The 22,664-nt window shown below is 42.8% G+C and carries 18 protein-coding genes and 3 pseudogenes; 9 read left to right on the top strand and 12 right to left on the bottom strand.

Going from position 1 to position 22,664, the window contains the following annotated elements:
• Positions 1-100: 100 nt before the first annotated feature.
• Positions 101-1,585: a tetratricopeptide repeat protein gene (locus GCWU000325_RS00145; RefSeq protein ID WP_006253807.1), complete on the bottom strand. Its 1,485-nt coding sequence runs from the start codon at positions 1,583-1,585 to the stop codon at positions 101-103.
• A 206-nt stretch (positions 1,586-1,791) separates the two neighbouring features.
• Between GCWU000325_RS00145 and GCWU000325_RS12105 the strand changes: the two genes are divergently transcribed.
• Entirely contained in the window at positions 1,792-1,953 is a 162-nt protein-coding gene (locus GCWU000325_RS12105) for a hypothetical protein (RefSeq protein ID WP_169303803.1), read from the top strand.
• 539 nt (positions 1,954-2,492) lie between these two features.
• Here the strand turns inward: GCWU000325_RS12105 and GCWU000325_RS00150 are convergent.
• From GCWU000325_RS00150 to GCWU000325_RS00170, 5 genes are all read right to left on the bottom strand, one after another.
• Complete coding sequence (locus GCWU000325_RS00150; RefSeq protein ID WP_006253811.1) at positions 2,493-3,440, bottom strand: PstS family phosphate ABC transporter substrate-binding protein; 948 nt, start codon at positions 3,438-3,440, stop codon at positions 2,493-2,495.
• A 108-nt stretch (positions 3,441-3,548) separates the two neighbouring features.
• Complete coding sequence (locus GCWU000325_RS00155; protein ID WP_006253812.1) at positions 3,549-4,409, bottom strand: energy transducer TonB; 861 nt, start codon at positions 4,407-4,409, stop codon at positions 3,549-3,551.
• A gap of 21 nt (positions 4,410-4,430) precedes the next feature.
• On the bottom strand, positions 4,431-5,048 hold the full coding sequence (locus tag GCWU000325_RS00160; protein WP_006253813.1) for an ExbD/TolR family protein: 618 nt from the start codon (positions 5,046-5,048) through the stop codon (positions 4,431-4,433).
• A 12-nt stretch (positions 5,049-5,060) separates the two neighbouring features.
• Positions 5,061-5,678 carry an ExbD/TolR family protein gene (locus GCWU000325_RS00165; RefSeq protein WP_006253814.1) on the bottom strand — a complete coding sequence of 206 codons (618 nt, stop codon included), beginning with the start codon at positions 5,676-5,678 and terminating at the stop codon, positions 5,061-5,063.
• 84 nt (positions 5,679-5,762) lie between these two features.
• Positions 5,763-6,632 (bottom strand): MotA/TolQ/ExbB proton channel family protein, encoded by an 870-nt coding sequence (locus tag GCWU000325_RS00170; protein ID WP_006253815.1) that lies wholly within the window; start codon positions 6,630-6,632, stop codon positions 5,763-5,765.
• Positions 6,633-7,860: 1,228 nt separating this feature from the next.
• On the opposite strand from GCWU000325_RS00170, the gene GCWU000325_RS00180 reads away from it, so the two are divergent.
• Together GCWU000325_RS00180 and GCWU000325_RS00185 are read left to right on the top strand one after the other, a co-directional pair.
• Positions 7,861-8,883, top strand: coding sequence for a branched-chain amino acid aminotransferase (locus GCWU000325_RS00180; RefSeq protein ID WP_006253818.1), 1,023 nt, complete (start codon positions 7,861-7,863; stop codon positions 8,881-8,883).
• Positions 8,884-8,920: 37 nt separating this feature from the next.
• Entirely contained in the window at positions 8,921-9,781 is an 861-nt protein-coding gene (locus tag GCWU000325_RS00185; RefSeq protein WP_006253819.1) for a hypothetical protein, read from the top strand.
• A 249-nt stretch (positions 9,782-10,030) separates the two neighbouring features.
• Here GCWU000325_RS00185 and GCWU000325_RS00190 read toward each other — a convergent pair whose 3' ends face one another.
• The 3 genes from GCWU000325_RS00190 to GCWU000325_RS00200 all read right to left on the bottom strand — a co-directional run bounded on the left by GCWU000325_RS00190 (position 10,031) and on the right by GCWU000325_RS00200 (position 13,776).
• The gene (locus tag GCWU000325_RS00190) at positions 10,031-11,179 is read right to left on the bottom strand and encodes a T9SS type A sorting domain-containing protein (protein ID WP_154646541.1); all 1,149 of its coding nucleotides are present in this window, start codon (positions 11,177-11,179) and stop codon (positions 10,031-10,033) included.
• A 98-nt stretch (positions 11,180-11,277) separates the two neighbouring features.
• On the bottom strand, positions 11,278-11,676 hold the full coding sequence (locus GCWU000325_RS00195; protein WP_006253821.1) for a YbbN family protein: 399 nt from the start codon (positions 11,674-11,676) through the stop codon (positions 11,278-11,280).
• 9 nt (positions 11,677-11,685) lie between these two features.
• The gene (locus GCWU000325_RS00200; RefSeq protein ID WP_006253822.1) at positions 11,686-13,776 is read right to left on the bottom strand and encodes a T9SS type A sorting domain-containing protein; all 2,091 of its coding nucleotides are present in this window, start codon (positions 13,774-13,776) and stop codon (positions 11,686-11,688) included.
• Positions 13,777-14,394: 618 nt separating this feature from the next.
• On the opposite strand from GCWU000325_RS00200, the gene GCWU000325_RS00205 reads away from it, so the two are divergent.
• Both GCWU000325_RS00205 and GCWU000325_RS00210 read left to right on the top strand, forming a co-directional pair.
• Positions 14,395-16,272, top strand: coding sequence for a hypothetical protein (locus GCWU000325_RS00205; protein WP_006253824.1), 1,878 nt, complete (start codon positions 14,395-14,397; stop codon positions 16,270-16,272).
• Between the two features lie 3 nt (positions 16,273-16,275).
• A complete protein-coding gene (locus GCWU000325_RS00210; RefSeq protein ID WP_006253825.1) occupies positions 16,276-17,289 on the top strand; it encodes a hypothetical protein in 1,014 nt (337 codons plus the stop codon).
• Positions 17,290-17,398: 109 nt separating this feature from the next.
• On the opposite strand, the gene GCWU000325_RS00215 is transcribed toward GCWU000325_RS00210, so the two are convergent.
• Together GCWU000325_RS00215 and GCWU000325_RS12595 are read right to left on the bottom strand one after the other, a co-directional pair.
• Positions 17,399-17,851 (bottom strand): HU family DNA-binding protein, encoded by a 453-nt coding sequence (locus tag GCWU000325_RS00215; protein WP_006253826.1) that lies wholly within the window; start codon positions 17,849-17,851, stop codon positions 17,399-17,401.
• A 421-nt stretch (positions 17,852-18,272) separates the two neighbouring features.
• Positions 18,273-18,602, bottom strand: a pseudogene (locus GCWU000325_RS12595) (IS1380 family transposase); the annotation flags it as partial.
• 350 nt (positions 18,603-18,952) lie between these two features.
• On the opposite strand from GCWU000325_RS12595, the gene GCWU000325_RS00225 reads away from it, so the two are divergent.
• From GCWU000325_RS00225 to GCWU000325_RS00235, 3 genes and pseudogenes are all read left to right on the top strand, one after another.
• The gene (locus GCWU000325_RS00225) at positions 18,953-20,014 is read left to right on the top strand and encodes a radical SAM protein (RefSeq protein WP_083787942.1); all 1,062 of its coding nucleotides are present in this window, start codon (positions 18,953-18,955) and stop codon (positions 20,012-20,014) included.
• 5 nt (positions 20,015-20,019) lie between these two features.
• Positions 20,020-21,081: a Gfo/Idh/MocA family protein gene (locus tag GCWU000325_RS00230; RefSeq protein ID WP_006253829.1), complete on the top strand. Its 1,062-nt coding sequence runs from the start codon at positions 20,020-20,022 to the stop codon at positions 21,079-21,081.
• A 4-nt stretch (positions 21,082-21,085) separates the two neighbouring features.
• A pseudogene (locus GCWU000325_RS00235) lies at positions 21,086-21,604 on the top strand (S-adenosylmethionine synthetase N-terminal domain-containing protein); the annotation flags it as partial.
• A 168-nt stretch (positions 21,605-21,772) separates the two neighbouring features.
• Here GCWU000325_RS00235 and GCWU000325_RS12540 read toward each other — a convergent pair.
• Positions 21,773-22,361: pseudogene (locus GCWU000325_RS12540) on the bottom strand (hypothetical protein).
• A gap of 171 nt (positions 22,362-22,532) precedes the next feature.
• On the opposite strand from GCWU000325_RS12540, the gene GCWU000325_RS00250 reads away from it, so the two are divergent.
• On the top strand, positions 22,533-22,664 hold a 132-nt coding region (locus tag GCWU000325_RS00250), incomplete at its 3' end, for a DUF4372 domain-containing protein (RefSeq protein WP_040598690.1).

The raw sequence follows: 22,664 nt of genomic DNA on the forward strand, positions 1-22,664 counted from the left end.
AAACAGGACAAAACGGAGCGCAGCAGGTTGCACCCTAAAGCGAAAGACCTCTCAAACCTAAAGGGTTCGAGAGGTCTTTTTATTGGCGTATTATTGTATTTTACTTCACGCTATTCAAGAAGCTGGAAGCTTTCTTACCTAAGTCGTTCGTAGGATCTACAGAAAGCAGCTCAGTTGTCACCTTACGGGCTTCCGCATTCATATCGTTTTGGATAAAGTAAGATACCAAGTAGCTCAAAGCCTGAATGCGAACTGACTTCACGTCATCGTCCGTACCGCAACGCTTCAATACTTCCTCGAAGTAAGTGCGTGCCTTACCTGCTTCCGCAGATTTGATATCTCCCTTGCCGGCAAACATACGTGCAAGCATCAAAGAAGATTGATACTGTTCAGTCTCTGCACTATTAAATTGCTCGAAGAGCGAAACGGCTTTATCAAAATACTCATTGCGTTTGTCAGCAGCAATGGTTTCATCTTGGCTGGCGCGTGCATAAATCTCGCCCAAGCGAAGATTGTCGCGAGAGTCAACCTTGTCGCCTGCCAAAGAAAGATATTTAGAAAAGCGTTCGATAGCTTTTTCTGCTTGTTTATTTCTGCTATATAGGTTTGCCACGTCTTTGTAGCCGGTAGCCTTTGTCGGATCCAAAGACAATGCCTGCTCGTAGTAAGAAATAGCCGTAGGAATGTCGTTCAACTGATCAGCAGTGAATGTGCCGGCATACTCATAATCCAAGTAGATGTAGAAAGAATCCGGAAACATTTTTTCCGTCAAGTACTTGATAGACTCTTTAGCCTTTTCTGTATCTTCGTTGTTCACGTCTGCGAAGAATGTCATACGCTTCAATGCAATCGACTTCGGGAACATCGTTTGATACTGGCGACTTACATCAGCCAACTTAAAGAAATCTGCCGTCGAATACAAGCTATTCACGTAGTTTTCTACCGTTGCTTGATAAATATGGTCTGTATCTTGAGGCACTGCAGCAAAGAATGCTTTGTAGTTCTTCACAGCTGCCTTGTACTTGTCCAAATTATAATTGATGTCGCCCAACTCTTTTTGCACACTATAGTTGCCCGGCTCAATCTTTTGTATACGCTCGAGCGCTTCAACTGCCACAGCGGGGTTCACGTTTTTGTAAACGTGTGCATTTTGCTTCAATGCGGAGATATTTGTAGAGTCAATGCGTAGCACTTCATCAAAGCGCATACCTGCGTTACCATAATCATGACGCAACAAAGCTACACGGCCTTCAAACATCAAGCCCGGAATGTAAGTCGGAGCTATGGTATACAACTGGTCTGCACACTTTTTTGCCAAAGGGAATACGCGTTTGTTCAAGAAGAAATCGCCGACGTTGATGAGTTCGTCCTTGTCGTTCTTGATTTTCTTAAACATCTTGAGGAACACAGCGTAAGCCTTGTCCGGCTGTTCCAACTGTTGTTCCATGACCTGCTGCGCCATAGCAGCGTTCTCTCCGGTCAGAGGCTTAGCCTCATAGCCCTTGTCGTTTTGCGCCTTTGCAGCTCCTGCGCCAAAAAGAAGCATAGCAGCTAAAGCGAGACTGTAAAGCAGTTTTTGTTTCATAATCTATTATTTTTCTTTATTCTTTTTCTTCAATGTTCATCAACTAAGCCAAAAGTGCAGGTTCTGCGACGGCCAATTGCTTCATCTTTTATAAGGAACATCAGACTACAGCAAGCTGATTAAGGGCAAAATTAGCGAAATCTTTTAATCCCAACTAACAAGTAAACTAAAAATATGGCCTTTTATTGTTATTTGAGGGCATAGGATTGGACTTCGTTGCTCTTTTTCGCCACGGTGTGCACATGGGGCTTCTTTTTGAGCAGGAAACATTTTATTTTGGAGCACACACGCTTTGCGCTTTTGGCTATTTTGTAGCGGCATTATTCTTCGAAGGGATTATTGCCTTCAAGGAGGATACTAGTAAGTGACAGTGAGAGTCTGTCTATATTTAGTAGTCAACAGAAAATCTTGTTCACGTTCAAATCTGCGCCATTTTGTCTCTTTGAATATTAGCACCCTAAAAGTTTGGCAGACTTGCTGCACCTATCTCTCTATGGTTTGGCCCGAGCAAACCATAGTTTGGTGCCGGCAAACGATAGTATGGCCTGAACAAACGATAGTTTGCTGCCGGCAAACAATAGCAACGAATAAAATGAGAAACTAAAACACAAGCTAAGTGCGCAAAAATGTGCAGACTAAAAGGCAGACCGTAAGCTTAGTTAATAAATAATTGGTTCTGATTCACTTCAGGCTTGACAAAGGCTAACAGATGGCGAAAGGAGGCAAAGGAAAACAAACTAAGGCGGACAAGAAAGGCATATTTTGGCCTTACTTATCCGCCTTAGGTCAGAAATGGCAGGAGGGAATCTATCCTGCGTTGGCATTACGTCAACTCAAGCAAAGCTTCGGTCACACGCAGCCTGCCACTGTGTAGTGGCATTACACAAGAGACGCTTCTCTGTTCGCATCAATGGATGGAAACATCGCGCACTTGCACTTGCATACTGGGCAAGAGTTGGGAGTTGTTGCAAAAAATGAGCTGTCCTTTTTGTCCCTTCAAGAAGAAGTAAAGATATTTGGCTTGCGAATTGGTATGCGGATCTGTAGAGATCACATACACGGAGCGCGTCAATGGGTAATAATCCATCGCAATATTGTACTGATAGGGGCGATAATACTGCGGATATTGCTCCTTGCTCGCCGTGACAAGCATTACTTTTATATCAAGATGGTCAAAATTGGGCAGTACGGTAGCATTGTCACCGCGTAACCAGTCGGTTCCTACGACACCGATAGCATCGGGATTGTCTTTAACGGCTTGAATGACGGCCATATTACTACCTTGGGCGAAGAGATTTCCCTTGAGCGGCTTTCCACCGCATAGGGAATCGCGCATATAGCGTACCGTGCTGGAGCGGGAATCGTCGAAAACGAGATGGATCTTACTCTTCTTTGAGCCTTTTTCCAACTGATTCCAATGGGTGATTTGCCCGGAAACGATCTTACGAATCTCATCTACACGGATCAGTGTATCTGGATTGTTCTTGTTGACGATAAGGGCGAATGCGTCAGTAGCAATCAGCGACTGCGCACCGGAAAGGCGATGCTTGCGTAAGCGTTCTTGCTCGTTCGCCGTCAGTTTTCGGGTCACGACAATCGTGCGCACACTATCGTTCAGCAAAAGCTGAATGGCAGAATCTTCGGAACAATAGACGGGCTTTAAAATCGCATCTAAATGGGTCTTGGCAAAGAGATCCAACTCCATTTCCATAATAGGACGGAAAGTAGCATCAACAGCAATCTTCACTTCATGCTGCTTTAAGAGATCATCTCCTTTTTTATTGCCGCGACAAGCCGCGAAGAGGAACACCGCAAAAAGACAGGTACTCATAAAAATCAAAGTTGTACGCTTCATAGGGCTTAAGAATTAAAAAGAATGAGAGTCTCAAGTTGGCCTGAAACTCTCATTATAAGTATTTCGATTGTACATTACGACACGCTGGTCATAACGCATTCATCGGGATTACTGCAACTGGAAGCGGATCGGCCACTTGAACCACACAGGAATCGGATGGCCTTGCGACTTAGCAGGGATGAAGCGAGGTAGCTTCTTAACTGCGGCTACAGCGGCTGCATCACACTCGCGAGAAAGACTCTTGATGACTTGCACTTCACCTACTGAACCGTCCTTGTTAATCTTAAAGCGTACCTTAACAACACCTTGAAGTTCTTGCTCAAGTGCAACATCAGGATATTTGAGGTTCTTAGAGATATAGCTTTGCAAAGCTGCATCGCCACCAGGGAAGCTGGCGGGCTGCTGTACTTCGGCGTTATCTTTTACTTCCTCTTCCTGATGTTGTGCAGGAACGTTTTGATTACTTGCAGTTTGATTCGTCTTGATATCATCGATATTGATACCGCTGCTTGAACCTTGAGAGAAATCTTGAGAAGAAACGGCAAATTGACTCTTCGTCAGCGTCTCCTGCGTCTTCAACTCTTTCGTGTGGTCGATTTTATCGTCGTCGACGATCTTCGGCACGGTGAATGCGATAGAGTTCTTTACTTTGACTTGCTCAATCTTTTCCTCAGGCTTTGGCTCTTCCTTCGGCTTTTTCGGTTCTTCCTTTGGTTTGTTGTCCTTCTGCAACTGAGAGAACTCAGTTTCAGTCTGGCTGCCATCATCGCTGCCACCAAATGCATTAGCAATGGTTGTCTTCAACGCGAGGCCAATCAACACAACAGCGATAGCGATGAGTACCAAGATGACAGAACGTAATTGACGACGGCCTTGGCCGGCACGCAGACGATAAGCGCCATAGGCTTTGTTGCGTCCTTCAAAGACCAAGTCGCACCATTGCTCGGATGCTAAATTGATTTTAGACATAGCTTCTTTTACTTATCGTTGTTATTTCTTAGCGTTTAACTTGTCGACCTTTGCTTGATCGGCAGGTACATACTTATCAATCACATATCTACCGATGCTACAAATGTTCATCTCGTCGAGAACGTCGATAAGGTCTTTATAAGTGGCCTTATCGGAAGGCTTAATGATCACGTCAGGCGTATTTGCGCCATTTCTGATCTCTTTCAATTGATCCATGTACCAAGCTTTGTTCTTTTCTGCCTGCTGTACATTAGAAGATTGCATCGTAGCGTATTTAGCATCCAACTTCGCTTTCTCTTTTTGAGCAGCAGCGTTAGCCTCCATCAAGACCGCACGAATACCATCTTTACCAAAGGTAGTCTTCACAAGGTTATCATCTGTCGGTTTACCCTTAAAATAGTAAAGCGTGCGATTCTCGGTAATCATTATGGTGATTGCTTTGGAAGCTGCTACCTGACTACGATTGGCATCGTTGATATTCTCCTTGTTGGAGGGCATCGTGATTTGCATCGTCTGCGGCTTCTGAAGCGTTGTACACAACATAAAGAACGTTACGAGCAACATGATCATATCCACCATCGGCGTAAAGTCGACGCGTGAATTCATTTTCTTTTGTTTACTACCACCTAAACTTGCCATAACATACTTCGTTTAATCTTTGCTGGCATTTTTGAGCGCCGTAATCAAGTTGTAACGGTTCTCTTCAATGCTCCGCAAGGAGTCCATAACTCTTTTAATTACAGCGTAGGAGGTAGATTGATCAGCCTTAACGGCGATCAACATTTCTTCTCCGGCAACTGTTCGTGCCGCTTTAACCCAAACTTTTAACTCATCGTTCACGCTATCGCAGGGAATACCGGCTTGCGCGTCTCTCAATAAGTCATTGCGCTTTTCTTCCGGAGCATCCAGCCAACTCTTTGTCATGTTTAGCGGAGTACCGAAAGTTGGAGCCTGCTCAAACGCTTTCTTTTCTGCGTCGGAGAGCTTGGGAAGCTTTCCGTCAGCAACCATCTGGTCTGCCAATGCGCCCAATGTATTTTTATTGTCCATAGTCATATAGACTTTACCTTTGGTGTTGACAAAGATGGTCAATAGGTTCTTATCCGGAATCTTAATTTGCGAAACTGAACCTGGCGTTTGAACCTTAATGGGTTCTTCCTTTACAAACGTTGCAGTAAGCATAAAGAAGGTAAGCAGCAGGACCATGACATCGCTCATAGGCGTCATGTCTATGAACGTATCTTGTTTTTTGATTTTAAATCGTCCCATGTTTAATCCTTTTTGAGCGAAAGATTCTTGTAGCAAAGGATAAATAGATCCTTGAGCCTAAAATCTAATCGTTCTCTTTATGTTTTAGTGCGTAGCGTTGAAAGTTTGAACAATAGAGAAGCCTACTTCGTCGAGAGCGAAAGTAAGACGGTCGATCTTATTCGTGAAATAGTTGTACGTAATAACTGCAAGAGCACCAGTTGCGATACCGGAAGCTGTATTAACAAGTGCCTCGGAAATACCGGTAGAAAGAGCAGAAGAGTCTGCACCGCCTTCAGCACCCATTGCAGAGAATGAACGGATCATACCAAGCACCGTACCCAAAAGACCCATCAACGTACCGAGCGTTACGATAGTACCGATAATCGGCAAGTTCTCTTGAAGCATCGGCATTTCAAGCGCAGTAGCTTCTTCAAGAGACTTCTGAATGTTGAGCACTTTCTGTTCTTTCGTATATTCAGTATTGGCGTCCATTTCTTTGTAAGAATGAAGCGCAGCACCTACTACGTTAGCTACAGAACCGCGTTGTGCATCACAAAGTTGTTGTGCCTTAACGAGGTCTTTGTCGCGCAATGCCTTTTTGATCTCAGCAACGAACTTTGTCAAGCTTGAGCGACCATAAGCAGAGCGAAGCGCAAAGAAACGCTCAATAGCTAAAGCCAATACCGTAAAGAACAAAGTCCAGATAATAGGCACAACGAAACCACCTTTGTAGACTGTACCCATCAGGTTAGCGGGCTCGTAAGAAGCTGACGCCAAGAAAGAGAAAGAAGCTGTTTCGCCTTCAGTTCCTTTGAAGTTAGAAATTGCACCAAAGCCAAAGAGGTAGATGCAAACTGCTATAACTGCGCAGCAAATGATTACTGCAAAGCCGGACTTGATGCCGGTGAAGCCTTTGGACTGAGCCTGAGCTTTAGGTGCACTCTTGGGTGCATTAGCATTTGTAGTTGCCATTGTTTTGTTTTTTAGTTAAATTGTGGTTTTAATTTATTTGATTATCAATTATTTGTTCAGATATAGAGCCAAAGTTCACCGCGAAAAGCGGGAAGTATCAAGGGCAAAGGTAGAAATTAAAACCAAACAGAGAAAAAATTATCCCACAAAAAAGCAGATAAACGATATTGAGACAACAAATCAAACTAAAGAAAAAGCAAGCAGGCCCATCTTAGCCAAGCCAAATAAGCTTCAATTTATATCTTTATGAAAGAAGAATGCAGCTATATATCACAATAGTTACCGCTGCATATTTCCATTTGAGCATAAATGCAGGGTATTTATCTTTTTAAGCAAAAAGACTAAATTCAATCAATTCCTTTCTATCCACAAACAAAGAAAGGACAAGAAACGATAAGCAACATATTCAGAACAGCGATTGTTGAACTACACATTATATATAATAAGCCTCCATTGGGGATAAGCAGTGCCTGTTTTTGGCTTGAGGCTGTTTCAATAAAAGCTAAAAAGAGGATTGTTAGCAAAATCACCAAATTTTATAGTATCGCCAACAATTAAGCACCGCAAGCATAAAAGCCTAACCTTTGATTTTATGCCTTTTAGAATAAGAATTCTCAGTAATGCGAATTTATCTTTGAAGCCACAAAATGGTGTCTCTACGTGTAGAGATTATTGCCTCTACTTGTTGAGATCAGTGTCTCTACCCGTTGATACGATCGTCTTTACACGTTGAGACACTAAATATCCGCCTACCTGTGATTGGAAAGCTATGTTCATACTAAGCTTTCAGCCTTTCAATGTGTACTTTATCTTATATATTCCTCTTTGAGATAAACTTTGTTTGTTTTCAACTTAAGAAAGTTTCAATAAAACCCGAAAACAGTACTCTCTTTCGTATAGTTATTGTCGACTATCAATTAAATAACGAAAAGACAATCCTTATAAAATGACTTAGTTCTAAAACACATTTCGTAAATCAATTCTCTTTCGGCATAAAGCAAAGATCGAAAGAGACAGTGTGCACTACTGACAACTAGATGCTAAGCCTTGCTTAAACCGAATTGGGGCAATAAGGATAGCGACCGGCAGCAGCTGATAACGCACGAAGTAAGATTAAAGAGTGTATATTCAAGAGTTTTCACAAAAAATACTTGCAATTTTATTTCGTGTTTTGCGCAAATAACTGTATTTTCGCAGACAAATACTTATACTCCACACATAAATTATTATGGAAAACAACATTGAATGGTCAAAACTCGGGTTCGGTTATATGCCGACCGATTACAACGTGCGTCGTTATTACCACAACGGCAAGTGGGGTGAAATGGAAATCACCTCTGAGACGACAATCAACTTGCACATGGCTGCAGAATGTCTGCACTACGGCCAAGAAGCATTTGAAGGATTGAAAGCTTTCCGTTGTCCTGACGGCAAGGTACGCGTATTCCGTATGGATGAAAATGCTGCGCGCCTACAATTCACCTGCCGCGGCTTAGTAATGCCCGAACTACCGACAGAGCTATTCTGCGAGATGGTAGAAAAGGTCATTAAACTCAACGAACGTTTCATTCCTCCTTACGAAAGTGGCGCTGCACTTTACATCCGCCCGCTCTTCATCGGCATTACGCCGGAGGTAGGTGTTCGTCCGGCTAAAGACTTCTTATGCGTGATGTTCGTCTCTCCGGTTGGTCCCTACTTCAAAGGCGGCTTTGCTGCGAGCGACTACGTTATTATCCGCAGTCACGACCGCGCAGCTCCTCTCGGCACGGGTTGCTACAAAGTAGCCGGCAACTATGCCGCAAGTTTGAAGGCTAATCAAATTGCTCACGAAGCAGGATTTGCCGGAGAATTCTACTTAGATGCAAAAGAGAAGAAATACATCGACGAATGTGGTGCTGCCAACTTCTTTGGTATCAAGAACAACACTTATATTACGCCGAAGTCTCCTTCAATTCTGCCTTCTATTACCAACAAGAGTTTGCAGCAAATTGCTAAGGATTTGGGTTACAATGTAGAAGTTCGTCCCGTAGAAGAAACAGAATTGTCAACCTTCGAAGAAGCCGGTGCTTGCGGTACAGCAGCCGTGATCAGCCCGATCAATAGAATCGTTGACATAGAAAACAATCACGAATATAAGATTGCTAAAGACGGCAAACCCGGTCCGATCTCCACGCGACTTTACACAACGTTGCGCAATATCCAATACGGTATTGAAGAAGATAAGCACGGCTGGACTACCATTATAGAGTAAGAATCGTCGCGTTATTCCAAACCAATCGATTTTTTATATGAAACTGACACGCTTATTTATTATCTCATTCATTCTTTTGATCGGCATAACATCTTGCGGACACAAGACGGATAAAGATAAAGAACTCTCCGAGCTGCGCCAATTAGCAGAATTGGATCGGCGGGAGATGGAAAATCAATATGCCGACTTTGCGCAACAATATGGCGAAATGAAGAAAGCCGTCAAAGACGATGCACTCATCGCTCGCTTAGACGCAGAGCAAAAGCGTGCAGAAGGTCTCTTGCAGGAGCTTCGGCAAACAAAGGCCAAGGATGCTTCAGAGATTTTGCGCCTCAAGCGCGAATTAGCCACCGTGCGTGCGGTCTTGCGCGATTACGTTCGCCAAGTAGACTCTTTAGCCCGCGCAAATCATACACTAACGAATGAGCGCGATGCAGCAAGAGCCGATGCACAGCGCACACGGGAAGAAAATTCGGGACTTAGTGCGCGCAATGCTAGTCTGAATGCAACAGTACAGATTGCTGCACGCCTAAATGCATCCGGCATATCTATCACCCCGATGAAGAAGAACGGAAAGTCTACACACAAATCAAAGGATGTGAAGAGTTTCAGCGTTTCTTTCTCCATCGCACGCAATGTTACGGCGCAGACGGGCAATAAAATCATCTATCTGCGATTGATGAAGCCCAATCAAACCGTCGTAAACAACTCGGGAAGCTTTTCATATGAAAATCGAAGTGTAGAATACTCTGCAGCCAAGACCATCGAATATGATGGACAAGAGGCTCGCGTGACGATGTTCGTCCCAATAGGTGAATTTATTAACGGAGGCACCTATACGGCCTATCTCTTCTGTGATGGGCAAATGATAGGTTCCGGTTCAGTTTCGATTAACTGAGAACTGTCAAATTTGTCTTCTTGGCAAACTTACTCAAAAGATTATCACATCAAATCTAAGAGCGTATAAGGACTCTTCCTTATGCGCTCTTAGATTTGAATCACCACTTCACTGCAATAATCGTTTACTCTCACCAAACGATGACCAACTGGAAATTCGCGCAAGGAACTATGCTAAACTGTACGCTTCCTGTAAGAGTTTACACCCAAAATCAACTATATATCCAACTGAAATACCAAGCACATTTCATTATTTATTGATGATATACTTGCGTACATATGTCCTTTTTCCCTCATTAATTTTTACGATCCTTACGCCTTTACCAACCGACGACATATCAGCCGGAGTAAGCTTCTCGACTGTAGTATTCAGCAACATTTTTCCGCTTTCGTCAAAAATCGTAATGGTTGAATGCGCCTTATTTATTGGCTTTACATCATTGATGCTAAGAGTTGGGTCGGCCTTCTTCAAATTGAACGCGATGGCGCATTCAGCATTGGTAAAGGTCCCCTGAGTGAGTAACTTTGTCGTTTCCTCTCCGCCTCCACTCTTTTCCACCTGATATATTTGGTAATAACCATTGCCATATGCCGTGCTGCTTATGCCATCGCCACCACTGTCATATATTGCGAGCGTGTAGCAGTCGTCAACCTTTAGTCTAAACGTCTCCGTGTATTTGTGACGCGCCTCTGTGTAAGGGCCGCCTGCTTGAACGACTTCTCCGGCGGAGTCGAATACTTTCCAGGTTGTCTCCTCCGGTTTTTTATCTGTATAAACCCTCATCCGAATGCCGTGTTCTGCCTGTATGGAGTTGCTAAAGCTCACGACAATCGCATTACTTTCGTTGCTTTTCGCGTTGATATCAGTCAACCACACCTTTGCGGTATTTTTTACCCCATCAGTAGAAAGTACAAAGTCTGTGATATCTTCAAACTGAAAAGAAGTCCTCTCAAGTCTTGCAAGGTTGCCGCTCCAAACGTATGAATGAGGAACGCCATTAACTTCTACATTGATCTTTGCGCTCGTCAGAGTTTTTTTTCCATCATTTCTGAACACCACCTTTCCGTAAAAGTCAGGGGTGCAGATAAAGTCCGGCGTGTCTGTAAAGCTAATCAGATTAGCACAATCATCAGCCTTGGCCTCTTTCGGTATATACGCAGAAGCGACAATCTGCTTTGTGGATATATCCTGCACATATGCCACAACTCCAAGTTCGCGCTCGTCACGGAAAGAGTTCAGATCACAGGAAAAATCAAAACTGTAGGCTTTATTCTTATCCATACTTTGTCCTATAATCATCCCTCTTCCATCGGGCATAAATCTCTTTGCCACAAACTCCATTTCTGTCTCTCCATTTGAAAAAGCAGTAGGAGATTTATAGTATTCTTCTATTGCCACAACGAAAAGTCTGAGATTGGAAGCATCTGCAACGTCCTCTAGTGAAACAACGTTTCCTTCAACAACCAACTTATGATTTGTTACCTTACTGCTTATTGTTATATTATATTATATTTCATATCTATCTCCCTTGCCGCGTCAAGCATTGAATTCAACAAGGTAGGACTAAGCGTGTAGTCTCTCTCGGTCCCGTTAATGAGAAGCGTAGGAAAAGCCGTTATATCATAGAACTTCATCCGCTCATCCAAGTTTGATTTTTCCTCTAAATAGAACGGGTCTTTATGATCAGGGTAACTACCATGACATTTTATGCAGATAACATCTCCCAAACGGTCATTCACCACTTTATCCAGCACAGGGGAAAACTTTGCGCAAGGACCACAACCGGTATTGGTGAAGTTCTCGACTACTACGATATTTTTATTTGGCAGCTGCTGCGCGCTGCCAAATAAAAAAGTAGAGATCAGTATAGCTACTGTTATGAAAATCTTCTTCATTTCACGATATTATTTCGTTATCTTTATACTTTTTGTCTTGCCTTGAGTATCCTTCATCGTTATGATATAGATACCGGAAACGAGAGACGCAGAACAGAACTTGCTCCCCTTAACGGTCTGAATCAACTTACCGTCAATACTGTGTACAGTTATAGATGCAATCTCAGAAAGAGCTTCAACCGAATTATCAATGCCGGATGTCGCATCTTCCTTGATGGAAAAACTCATTAAGTAAACATTGTCCTGTGGACCTCCGGCAGTACTTGTCACATGGAATGCAATACGATAGACGCCGCTTTCAGGAACCTTCAATGTAACCTCATCACTCTTGCTTGTGTCGAAGTTGTTCTTCTGCATTGTGCAATTGGCAAACTTTGTAAATGTAGCGTCGTCTGCGGTGGAAGTACCATACTTAAGCGTCACATCGTAGCTGCCTCCGTCACATACAGTCTGAGTTTTAATCTTATAAGCCTTGTTGGCATCAAGCTTGAATTCTGGAGAGATATAATAGTCGTTCCAGGCAGTGTTATCAATGTTGCTCCCAGTAAATATACATTTAGTATTCGTCTTGCTGCCATTAATCTTCACCAATGCTTCCCCATATACTAATTTTCCATAGTTGCTTGAAAAAGTACTCTTGTCTAATGCAACCCAGTCGGTCGGCATACCTGATGTTCTAAAATCTATACTGTAAGGCAGGGACGTAGTATTGGTTTTAACGAATGCGCCATCATCGTAGATGCGGGCTGCTTTCAATATTTTATTACCCTCCTCGTCCTTAGTCTCATATACAATAAATGAGCAGTCATCACCCTTAATAAAGCTAACGTCATTAAATGTTCCTGCATCTCCAATCTGTTGTTTCCATACAGAGTTCCCATCTTTATTGAGACGCTCAATATAGAGTTCAGACTTAGCCCAACCTTTAACGTCAGAATAGCAAATAAGCCATTCCCCATCGTCTACAGACAACACGCCATGGTTCTTGAAAGCATAACCAGCCTCGTCGTTCTTCGTGGCAATCGGCATACCCGTCTCACCAAACAGACGATCACCGTCTTCACTGAAGAGTTGAGCCTGAAGATTATACGTACCACCGTCAGCTTTGAAGATCCAAATCACAAGTGCACGATTGTTCTTTATATCTACAGCAAGACTTTGATAGTCATGATCAAAATCCTCTGTAGCATACACGTCCATGGCATCAAGTCCGAATGTGGGAGTACCAAGTGCATCAATATGCTGCGTGCAAACCATATGCCCGAAATCTCCCATTCCTCTTACCCAAGCGATGTATGCTCCACCTTTTCCGTCAGATAATATAGAATAAGGATACAAGTTACGACTTGCACTGTTGGCAGAGGCGAACATCACTGGTTCCGACCAAACAGGCTGACAGTCACGATTATAGCGTTGTGCCTCAGGACCTTTAGAACCACTTTTCACCATAATAAAATTGTCGTCTATACTTTGTACCATCTGTCCAAAAACTTCCTGCGACTCTGCAAAGGCAAGAGCTCCTCCCGAAGTAATGCGATTGAAATAATCAGTAACATTCTGAGAATTGGATTGATCCTGAATCCAAATATCATCTCCAATGACAAAAGTCTTTGTAAAAGGAGAGTCCTTACGATCATTCAAGGCCACTCCATCAAATCCCCAAAGAAAGTCTTTGTTCTGACCTATTTTATACCACACGGGAGTGAATGTATCATAACGATCGAGAATTTCGGAATCCTCAGTTCTTGAATCTGCATTGCTCAGTACAGCACAATTATCGGAAGTAATGACAAGCGAATAATCGCTATTCCAGGAAGGAGACTTGTGGTTGGAGACATCAAGTCCACTCTTTCCAAAAAGAGCATTACCTTCTTTGTCCAGAAGTTGTAGATGAGGGAAAGAATAGCAAAGAGCTTCACCTTCCACCGTTTTTGCAGTTCGCCAAGATATAAACATTTTTCCATCGGCAGTCAAAGCCGCCTTAGGTTGGAACGCCCCTAAGGTAGATGTCACTTGTATGGGACTTTTGTCTGTATTCCACTGTGCACAAGCCGTCAATGCAACGACCAAAGATGTGCTAATTAAAGTAACCTTTTTCATAATACATTAATTTAGACTTTTGTTAGTTATATATTTCCCTTCTAAAAGTAAGTATTTTCATAATCAACCTTCCCTATCATTTAGGGTGTTCGCAAAAATAACGCACTTTGTCCTCTATGTCAACTGTTAAGCAGAAAAAAAATAAAACATAAACATAACACCATAGATATTCATCTTATATCTACAGATTCATAAATATAAGAACACGAACAGTAGCAAGACATTTAACAAGTGATCGTGCATTTCTGAAAAGTCACAAGTGAAACTGAATGCTCAACGTTATATGTAATAGAAATATGTTGCACAACAATTGTAATATTGTCTACAAATTCTCCTTAAAAAGATATTATCAAAGGCCCCCAAGCAAAGATGTTCTCAATCGTGCCACAAACTTACCGTATATTCCCAACTACTTCACAAAAGCCATTGGCATCATATAGGAAGAAAGCCGAAGATAGCGCGCGTAAAACCTAAAAAAGATGTTATACTTCACAAAAACTTCGTATCATATCAATACAAACACGATATCCAACCTATAAGCTTGTTGATGATAATAAAGATTTTATTTATCTTCGCCCAAGATTCATATTAACCTCATTGTTTAAACAATTAAAGCTTATGAAGAACTTTACCCTATCGTTTCGAAAGAAACAATTAGTCAGTTCAGCTCTATGCGCTTTCTTTTGGGGAGCGTGTTTGACAACAAGCCAAACCTGCCACGCGCAAGCGAGTCCGGCCGACACGATTTGCTTCACCTATTCACAACACATTCAAAACGTAGAGGAAAGCAGTGGCACAGGCTTCCGAGTAGGAGGAAAATTTGCTCCCTGCATCATGCTTAAACCGGAACAAGGGTTAAGCGGTTGCCAAATTGCAGTTATCAACCCTTGCCTGACTTATGCAGACAAGACAACCAAGCGTCCCGGGAAAATATTCATTAAAGACCCTGTGACACTTCAGTCACTCTATGAGCAAGACTGTGAACTTCAATTCGGCTACAACCCGATTGAACTCACAACGCCTTACACGATAGGTACGACTAATGTGCTCATTGGCTATGAAGTAAATGTGGAGCCCGGAGAATATATCCTCGGAATAGGCACGCACAAATTGCGTGACGAGGAAGGCTGCTGGCTCATCTACCAAAACAAACTCCAAAACTGCGCCGGCTATTCAAGCATGAGCAATTGGGCAATGGAAGTAGCCGTGTTGCCGAATGGGCAAGACAAGTCTACTAACCTAATTGTGCGAAGCCTAACGCCTGAGCTTCCATACGTAGCCCGCGAAAAGGACGCTAAAGCTTACGCCATCGTGCATAACCTTAGCACGAAGGACATTACTTCAGTGACCTGCAAGATTGATGGAATCACAGCAAACGCAGTGACGAAGCAGCTTACCTTGAACATCAAGAAAGGACATATGGACACCCTCAAGTTAGATGCGCCCATTATAAAGAGCGGAAAATTGGAGGTCTCCTTATCTAAAGTCAACGACATTGACAAAGAAGTAGCGACCAGTAGCACTTGTAGCTTTGTTTATTACGGCAAGCAGAATATGCCCAAGCGTCAGCACTTATTTGAGCGCTGGGTGGCACAATGGGCACCGTTCACTTCGCGTGTAAATGAAGAAATAGACGACGTAAAAGAGTTCTTCGAGGGAACCGACCTCAAGTTTAATATTTGCGAACTGCACGTAGACGACAATATAAGCACAGCCGAGTCCGAAATACTCCGCGCCAACTCCTATAATAATATGTCTGCAGGCAAGACTCCCGTACCACGCTTGTCCCTTAATCGAATACCTTACGACGACGCTACGGTGACCTACTCATGCTTAGGCAACTCAAAGGCACGATTGGAAGATTTGGAAGAGGGTACCTACTCATTCTACAACTTCAACCTTAGTCTCACGCCAACCGACGATCCGAAAAAACTTAAAGCAAAGGTAGATGTAACCGAACTCGAAAAGCTCGACTTCGACGATGTTGTCTTGACGCTCACGCTACTCGAAGACTCAGTTTTAGCAGTTAAGCAAACTCAAGCCCCGTCAGACCCCTACTACTACAATAACCTATTCGTAAAAACCATCAACTCCACAAACGGCACACCATTAGTATTTGTAGACGGAAAGTTTAGTGAGACCTACGATGTAGAGATAGGCAACATTCGCTCCGGCAATATCAACAACTTCAAGGTACTTGCCACCATTGGACGCCGCCCCAACGTTACATCGCCCGCATCTGATAAGATGATTTTCGACTCACGTGTAGCAACTTACCCCGTAGCGAGTGGCATTACTCAAGCAGAAGCGCCCGCAGCTGTTAACATTACTGTTACCGATGGTAAAGTTTGCGTAACCGGCGCCTACGATCACCTTTCAATATACACGGCTTCCGGACAGATTGTAGACCCCGCTCTCCCACTCTGCAGTGGCAACTATATTGTAAAAGTTACCCGCGGTAAGAATGTGATTACTCGTAAAATTAACGTGAAATAATCAATGAGAAGAATCTCTATCCTACTCCCTTTAACCCTACTTAGTTTGGCGCTTAATGCCCAGACTAAGCGGGTTGTGGAAGAAGAATTTACCGGCACACATTGCGGCTGGTGTGTGCGCGGAATAGCAGGAATCGAAGCGAGTAAGCAAAAATACGGCGACCGACTCATCATAATTGCAGTACACGGCAGTGTCTATGATGCAACCCCGATGAGCGAACTATCCGAAAAAGCCGGTTACGAGGAGATTCTATCCTCGATACGCGGATTTCCGGCTTGCAAACTCGATCGTCAGACTGACACGCTCGACCCGTATTATGGTCGCGCCTCTTCAGGCTACCACATCACGGAAGAGATTGATGCCCAACTCTCAAAAACGCCACCGGCTGACCTCACAGCCACGGTTTCGTGGAAAGATGCAGACTGCTCTGAAATTGAGGTAAAAACAAACGTAAACTTCTACCAATCGGGTGGAGATTATCGTTTGGCTTATGTGCTAACAGCCGATAGCCTTAAAGACAAGAGCAGCTCGTGGTATCAACTCAACTCCTACTATGACTTGGATGATGATCCGGATGTAAAAAACGACCCCAACTTAGCTCCCTATACCAAAGAATCGAAATACATAAAGAACATGAGCTATAATCACGTTCCTATCGATGGTCAGGGGGTCAATAAAGGTTTGGAAGGTTCGCTGCCCGAAACGATCACAGCCGGTAGCAGCTATGAGCATCGTGTCAGTATGCGAGTACGCACCGACATCCTACCCAACATTCGTAAAGAATATCTTCACGCGATCATTTTGCTCCTCAACAAGCAGACCAACCAAATCGACAACGCCATAGAGGTTGATGTCCCGCCACCACACACAGCTTCAATTACCACTGCGCAAAATAGTTTGCCTACAGTTACGGCCTACTATAGTGTTGACGGCCGCCGTCTCACTCATCCACAGCAAGGCCTCAACATCATTCGCTTAAGTGATGGCAGCACTCGTAAGGTAATGATCACAGAATAATCCTTACCCTATTGAGTAAAGAGGGTGTGTCAAGATTGAAGTGCCCCCGCAAAGTTAGACAATAAACTTTCGGGATTCATATCAATCTTGACACACCCTCAACTTCTTTTTACGGTTTTAGCGTTGTCGGGGACGCCCCTTGCGCCGAACTACCATTTTTCTTACTTTTTGTTGTTCGCTTCGCCACGCGGTAGAACTCCACATTCTTCAGTCGGCGGAAATCGGCCGTAGGCGTGAAGAGAATCCGCGTTTTCGAGACGCACTCCGCAGGCTTGAAATCAGCTTCTTTCTCCACAGCTTTTGACGAAAACGTGGGGCGGAACGTCCCGAGCGGACCGCCATCGACAATGTAACCCTTCGAGCAATACTCGTTGAGCACTTTGCGAAACCTGTAGAACACGGCAGCCACGTCGGCATCGCCCACCGTACTGTCCTCCGCCATCCGCTCGCAAAGCTTGTCGAACGAAATGCGCTGTTTCTGGCAAACCGGGCTTGCCACGAACACTTCCTTGCCCTTCAAGGGGCCAACACTCATTTTTCGTTTGTTCAAAGAATAATCCATGATACTAAAAATTTGATTGTAAAAAGAACACAGTGGCGGCGTTATCTGCACACATCACAAAACCTTTCGCCCGAGTCTCTGTCACAAAGATAACAGAAATATTTCATATTCTCAAACAAATAATACCATTTTTACTCTCTATAGATAGTACTTTCCTTTCAGCCCAATATTAGCTTCCGAAGAAAACGATAGTACTTTTTAAGCAAAACAATAGTACTCTTTAAGTAAAACGATAGTACTTTTTATATAAACCCTCAATTCCGCAGCATTATTCCTTGTGAGGTACTTTTATATATTGAAGTGACATTTTTGGGATTTATCCATTGATATGGGGATTTTCTGGGGCTCTTAGTTCTTGCATAATCATGAAATCCCCCACCCAAACCAATGGGGAAGTATGATAACCACAAAGAAATACTGTTTATTCAATGAAGGCCTCAGCGTAGTAGGTTTTATTTGTATATAGGTTCAGAACGTTCTGCCTTCCCGTTCTTACCCATTTTGCCGGCATGCTGACAAAATGCAGAATAAAGGCTTTCAGCCAGCTTGTCTTTTTCAATGGCTTGACCTTATCGCTGATATGACGGACGAGATAGAGATAGAAGTTCTTCAGCATGGCGGTAACCATCATGAAAACCATGTTCTCAGCCATAAAGGAAAAGGGCAGATGCGACCATCCGAAGTCATTGTTCTGTATATCGAAGTTCTTTTCGCTTGCTCCACGCTCATTGTAGAATGTAATGATGTCCTCAAGGCATTCTCCACCACAAAGGTAACTGAAGAAGAGAGAGCCGAAAATACTTCCATAACAGAATGCTTTACCGCTACTTCCACATTTGCCCAATACAGATTCGGTAAGTTTTTCAAAGCCCAACTTTGAGAAAACGCCCATAATGTGATAAATTCCACCGAAAGAAGTGATATTCTCGTTTTTAATTGCTACCTTTGTCATGTCAGATTTTTGCTTACTTGTTATGTTTGCAGCACCAAGATAGGTGAAAATTCTGACATATTCAAGTGTTTTGAGAACTTTGTTTCTCAGACACTTGGAGTTCTCACAAGAATTTATGCTGCGGAATTAAGGTATTATAAACATAATCAATGTATAACGTTTTAGACTATCTCGTAACTGGAGGTGCATTTGTAAAAAACATAACAGTACCTACAGATAAGACTTTATCATCCTTGATGATTTATTCCACATCACTTTGTCAGTCACGGTGTAAACATTGCTCTATTTGGAAAAAGCCAATAGAGCATTTGTCATTATCGGACATCATTCGGATAATGTCGAGCAAGTGCGTAACAAAACGGACAACCGTCGGTCTGGAGGGGGGGGAATTTATTTTACATCCTGAAGCTGATGCAATACTGGACTGGTTTCACAACAACCATACAAACTACACCCTGCTATCAAATTGCCTTGCACCCTCTAAAGTTATCGAAGCTGTAAAGAAATACAAGCCCAAACATCTGTATATTTCCTTAGATGGGAACAAGGAAACATATAAAACTCTAAGAGGGTGTGACGGATATGACAAGGTCATTCAGGTGGTGGAAAGCTGTAAGGACTTTGTTCCCATATCGTTCATGTTCTGCCTTACTCCATGGAACACGTTTGAGGACATGGACTATGTTATTCAGCTTGCCAAACACTATAACATTGATGTCAGAATAGGCATTTACAATACGATGGATTTCTTTGATACCACCGAGGACCTAATGGAGGTCAGAAATGACTACATAAAAAAGATTCCGCAATCAATCCATAAAACACAGGAAAATTTTGACTTTGTGGCTCTGTACGATGAATGGAAAAAAGGAAATCTGCGCCTAAGATGCCACAGTATATACAATGAACTGGTAATCCATTCCAATGGGAATGTTCCCCTGTGCCAAAATCTGGATGTGATTCTCGGCAATGTTCACAACAATACTCTTGACGAAATCTTCAATTCACAAAGGACTGCTAAGATTCAATGTGAGTATTCCCATGACTGCAACAAATGCTGGATTAACTACCATCGAAAATTTGACATAATACTTCTCCGTACAGCCGAGAGGTTTTTCCCTAAAAAACTTATCGAAGCGTTTTACGGGAAATATCAGTGGACTGCTGATGAAAAATGCACGTACCGCAAATATTTCAAAGGATTAATATAGCCTAAATGACAGACATTCAGAAAATCATCAGACTTTACAAGCGCAGAAGGGATAATAAATATCTCTCCGACTGTTATGAGAAGAATTATGCTATAATTGGTTTTGGAAACCACACCATCCACAACCTTTTCCCCGTCATCCAATTTCTACAAGTCAACGTGAAGTATGTGTGCTGTTCTTCCACGAAAAAGGCAGAACTGATAGGGAAAAAATTCAAGGGCATAATAGGGACAACATCTATAAAGGATATTCTCAATGACGAGACAGTCGCAGGAGTGTTTGTGTCAGCCACACCTGCGTCACATTTTGAAATTGCATCAGAAGTTATAAAATCGGGGAAATCTCTTTTTATAGAAAAACCTCCCTGTATGTGTTTAAAGGAACTAAACAGCCTTATTGACAAGCAAAGGTTATTTGGGTTTAACACCACAGTTGTCGGAATGCAAAAAAGATATTCTCCGCTTGTTTCCAGATTAAGAAAGGAAATAAAAGGCAGGGAATTAAATAGTTACAGCCTACGTTACCAAACGGGATTGTACCCCGAAGGCAATGAGATATACGATTTATTTATACACCCTATCGACTTGGTCGTTTTTCTTTTTGGAGAGGCTAAGATACTGGCGATGCATAAAGTCAAAAGCACAAAAAAAGGTGGTGTGACCTACCTGCTGATGCTGGAACATGACAATATTATTGGTACTTTGGAATTATCCACACTTTATTCTTGGAAAGATGCTAGTGAAAATGTCAGAGTGAACACGCAGGACGGAACGTATGAAGTAGACCAGATGGAGCGACTGTCATTTGTGCCATCAGTACGTACCATAGGTGGAATACCAATCGAAAAAGTGCTCCCCACCAAATCATCCAACGAGTGTCTTTTATCAAGAAACAACTTCAATCCCATTTTGGCAAATAATCAGATTTATACACAGGGATATTTTAACGAGATAAAGACGTTCGTGGAAATGACGGAAATGAAAAATGGTACAGCAGAAGAAGATACGGATTTTATGACGCTGCGTTCCACATACGCTATATTAGAAGAATTGAACAATATAAGATAAAAAGATGAGACATTTATTTACATCGGAGTCCGTTTCAGAAGGACATCCCGATAAGATTTCAGACCAGATTTCAGATGCGTTGCTTGACTATTTCCTTGCTTATGACGGCAATGCTCACTGTGCAATAGAAACATTCGTAACGACAGGGCAGGTGGTCATTATGGGTGAAGTGCGTTCCAGTACATACATCGACCTTCAGAATGTTGCCCGCAAAATAATAAACAAGGCTGGTTACACAAAAGCTGAATATCAGTTTGACGGTGATTCATGCGGTATCCTCACGGCTATTCACGAGCAGAGCGATGATATAAACAGAGGCGTTTCCAATAAAGATACGGACGAACAGGGTGCAGGAGACCAAGGTATGATGTTCGGTTATGCTACCAATGAAACCGAAAATTATATGCCAGTTTCTCTTGATTTGGCACATCTCATTATGAGAACACTCTCCGACATACGCAAAGAGGGCAAGGAAATGACTTATTTACGCCCCGATGCAAAAAGTCAGGTAACAATAGAATACCTCAATTCCGCAGCATTATTCCTTGTAAGATAATTTTATACATTGAGATGAGTTATTGGAGCTTTATACATTGATACGAGTTTTTTTGGGAGAGAGAGTTCTTGCATAGTCATGAAATCCCCCACCCAAACCAATGGGGAAGTATGAAAAGCCACAAAGAAATGATGTTTATTCAAGGAAGACTTCAGCGTAGTAGGTTTTATTTGTATATAGGTTCAGAACGTTCCGCCTTCCTGTTCGCACCCATTTTGCCGGTACGCTGACAAAATGCAGGATAAAGGCTTTCAGCCTGCTTGTCTTTTTCAATGGCTTGACCTTATCGCTGATATGACGAACGAGATAGAGATAGAAGTTCTTTAGCATAGCAGTAACCACCATGAAAACCATGTTCTCAGCCATAAAGGAAAAGGGCAGATGCGACCATCCGAAGTCATTGTTCTGTATGTCGAAGTTCTTTTCGCTTGCTCCACGCTCATTGTAGAATGTAATGATGTCCTTCTCGGTAGATAATGTTCTCTTCGGCAAGCTCCTTCAGTCCTCGCCCCACGGTGTCGGAATCGGGTAACAGCGTACCAGGTCTCTGCCTGAACTGTCCTGTAAGCGCATTGATGTCCTCAAGGCAATCCCCTCCACAAAGGTAACTGAAGAAGAGAGAGCCGAAAATACTTCCATGGCTGAATGCTTTGCCACTGCATCCGCATTTGCCCAATACAGATTCGGTAAGTTTTTCAAAGTCCAACTTTGAAAAAACGTCCATGATGTGATAAATTCCTCCGAAGAAAGTGATATTCTCTTTTATTGCTGTCCGATAAAAGTTTTTTGATTGATATGCCGTTCTTTTGGAGAGGGCAAAAAGTAAAGGGCTGATTTCGTTTTGTAAAGTCAGCCCTTAATGGTTAATTTGTATTCGACAAAAAAACATTTAACCATGGGTAAAAGTACACATTTTAGCGGACAGCCGCTCTATTCTCAGATCATAAAATTGTTGAACAAGTCCGAAATCCTCCGCATAAGCAGCGAACAGGGCGCAGAACGCTATGTCAAGAGCTTTGACGCTTGG

Source organism: Alloprevotella tannerae ATCC 51259 (assembly GCF_000159995.1).
Taxonomy (GTDB): domain Bacteria; phylum Bacteroidota; class Bacteroidia; order Bacteroidales; family Bacteroidaceae; genus Alloprevotella; species Alloprevotella tannerae.

Coding starts and splice junctions, on each gene's coding strand:
- GCWU000325_RS00145 (WP_006253807.1), bottom strand. CDS start 1,585: ATGAAACAAAAACTGCTTTACAGTCTCGCTTTAGCTGCTATGCTTCTT.
- GCWU000325_RS00150 (WP_006253811.1), bottom strand. CDS start 3,440: ATGAAGCGTACAACTTTGATTTTTATGAGTACCTGTCTTTTTGCGGTG.
- GCWU000325_RS00155 (WP_006253812.1), bottom strand. CDS start 4,409: ATGTCTAAAATCAATTTAGCATCCGAGCAATGGTGCGACTTGGTCTTT.
- GCWU000325_RS00160 (WP_006253813.1), bottom strand. CDS start 5,048: ATGGCAAGTTTAGGTGGTAGTAAACAAAAGAAAATGAATTCACGCGTC.
- GCWU000325_RS00165 (WP_006253814.1), bottom strand. CDS start 5,678: ATGGGACGATTTAAAATCAAAAAACAAGATACGTTCATAGACATGACG.
- GCWU000325_RS00170 (WP_006253815.1), bottom strand. CDS start 6,632: ATGGCAACTACAAATGCTAATGCACCCAAGAGTGCACCTAAAGCTCAG.
- GCWU000325_RS00180 (WP_006253818.1), top strand. CDS start 7,861: ATGGAAAACAACATTGAATGGTCAAAACTCGGGTTCGGTTATATGCCG.
- GCWU000325_RS00185 (WP_006253819.1), top strand. CDS start 8,921: ATGAAACTGACACGCTTATTTATTATCTCATTCATTCTTTTGATCGGC.
- GCWU000325_RS00195 (WP_006253821.1), bottom strand. CDS start 11,676: ATGAAGAAGATTTTCATAACAGTAGCTATACTGATCTCTACTTTTTTA.
- GCWU000325_RS00200 (WP_006253822.1), bottom strand. CDS start 13,776: ATGAAAAAGGTTACTTTAATTAGCACATCTTTGGTCGTTGCATTGACG.
- GCWU000325_RS00205 (WP_006253824.1), top strand. CDS start 14,395: ATGAAGAACTTTACCCTATCGTTTCGAAAGAAACAATTAGTCAGTTCA.
- GCWU000325_RS00210 (WP_006253825.1), top strand. CDS start 16,276: ATGAGAAGAATCTCTATCCTACTCCCTTTAACCCTACTTAGTTTGGCG.
- GCWU000325_RS00215 (WP_006253826.1), bottom strand. CDS start 17,851: ATGGATTATTCTTTGAACAAACGAAAAATGAGTGTTGGCCCCTTGAAG.
- GCWU000325_RS00225 (WP_083787942.1), top strand. CDS start 18,953: ATGTATAACGTTTTAGACTATCTCGTAACTGGAGGTGCATTTGTAAAA.
- GCWU000325_RS00230 (WP_006253829.1), top strand. CDS start 20,020: ATGACAGACATTCAGAAAATCATCAGACTTTACAAGCGCAGAAGGGAT.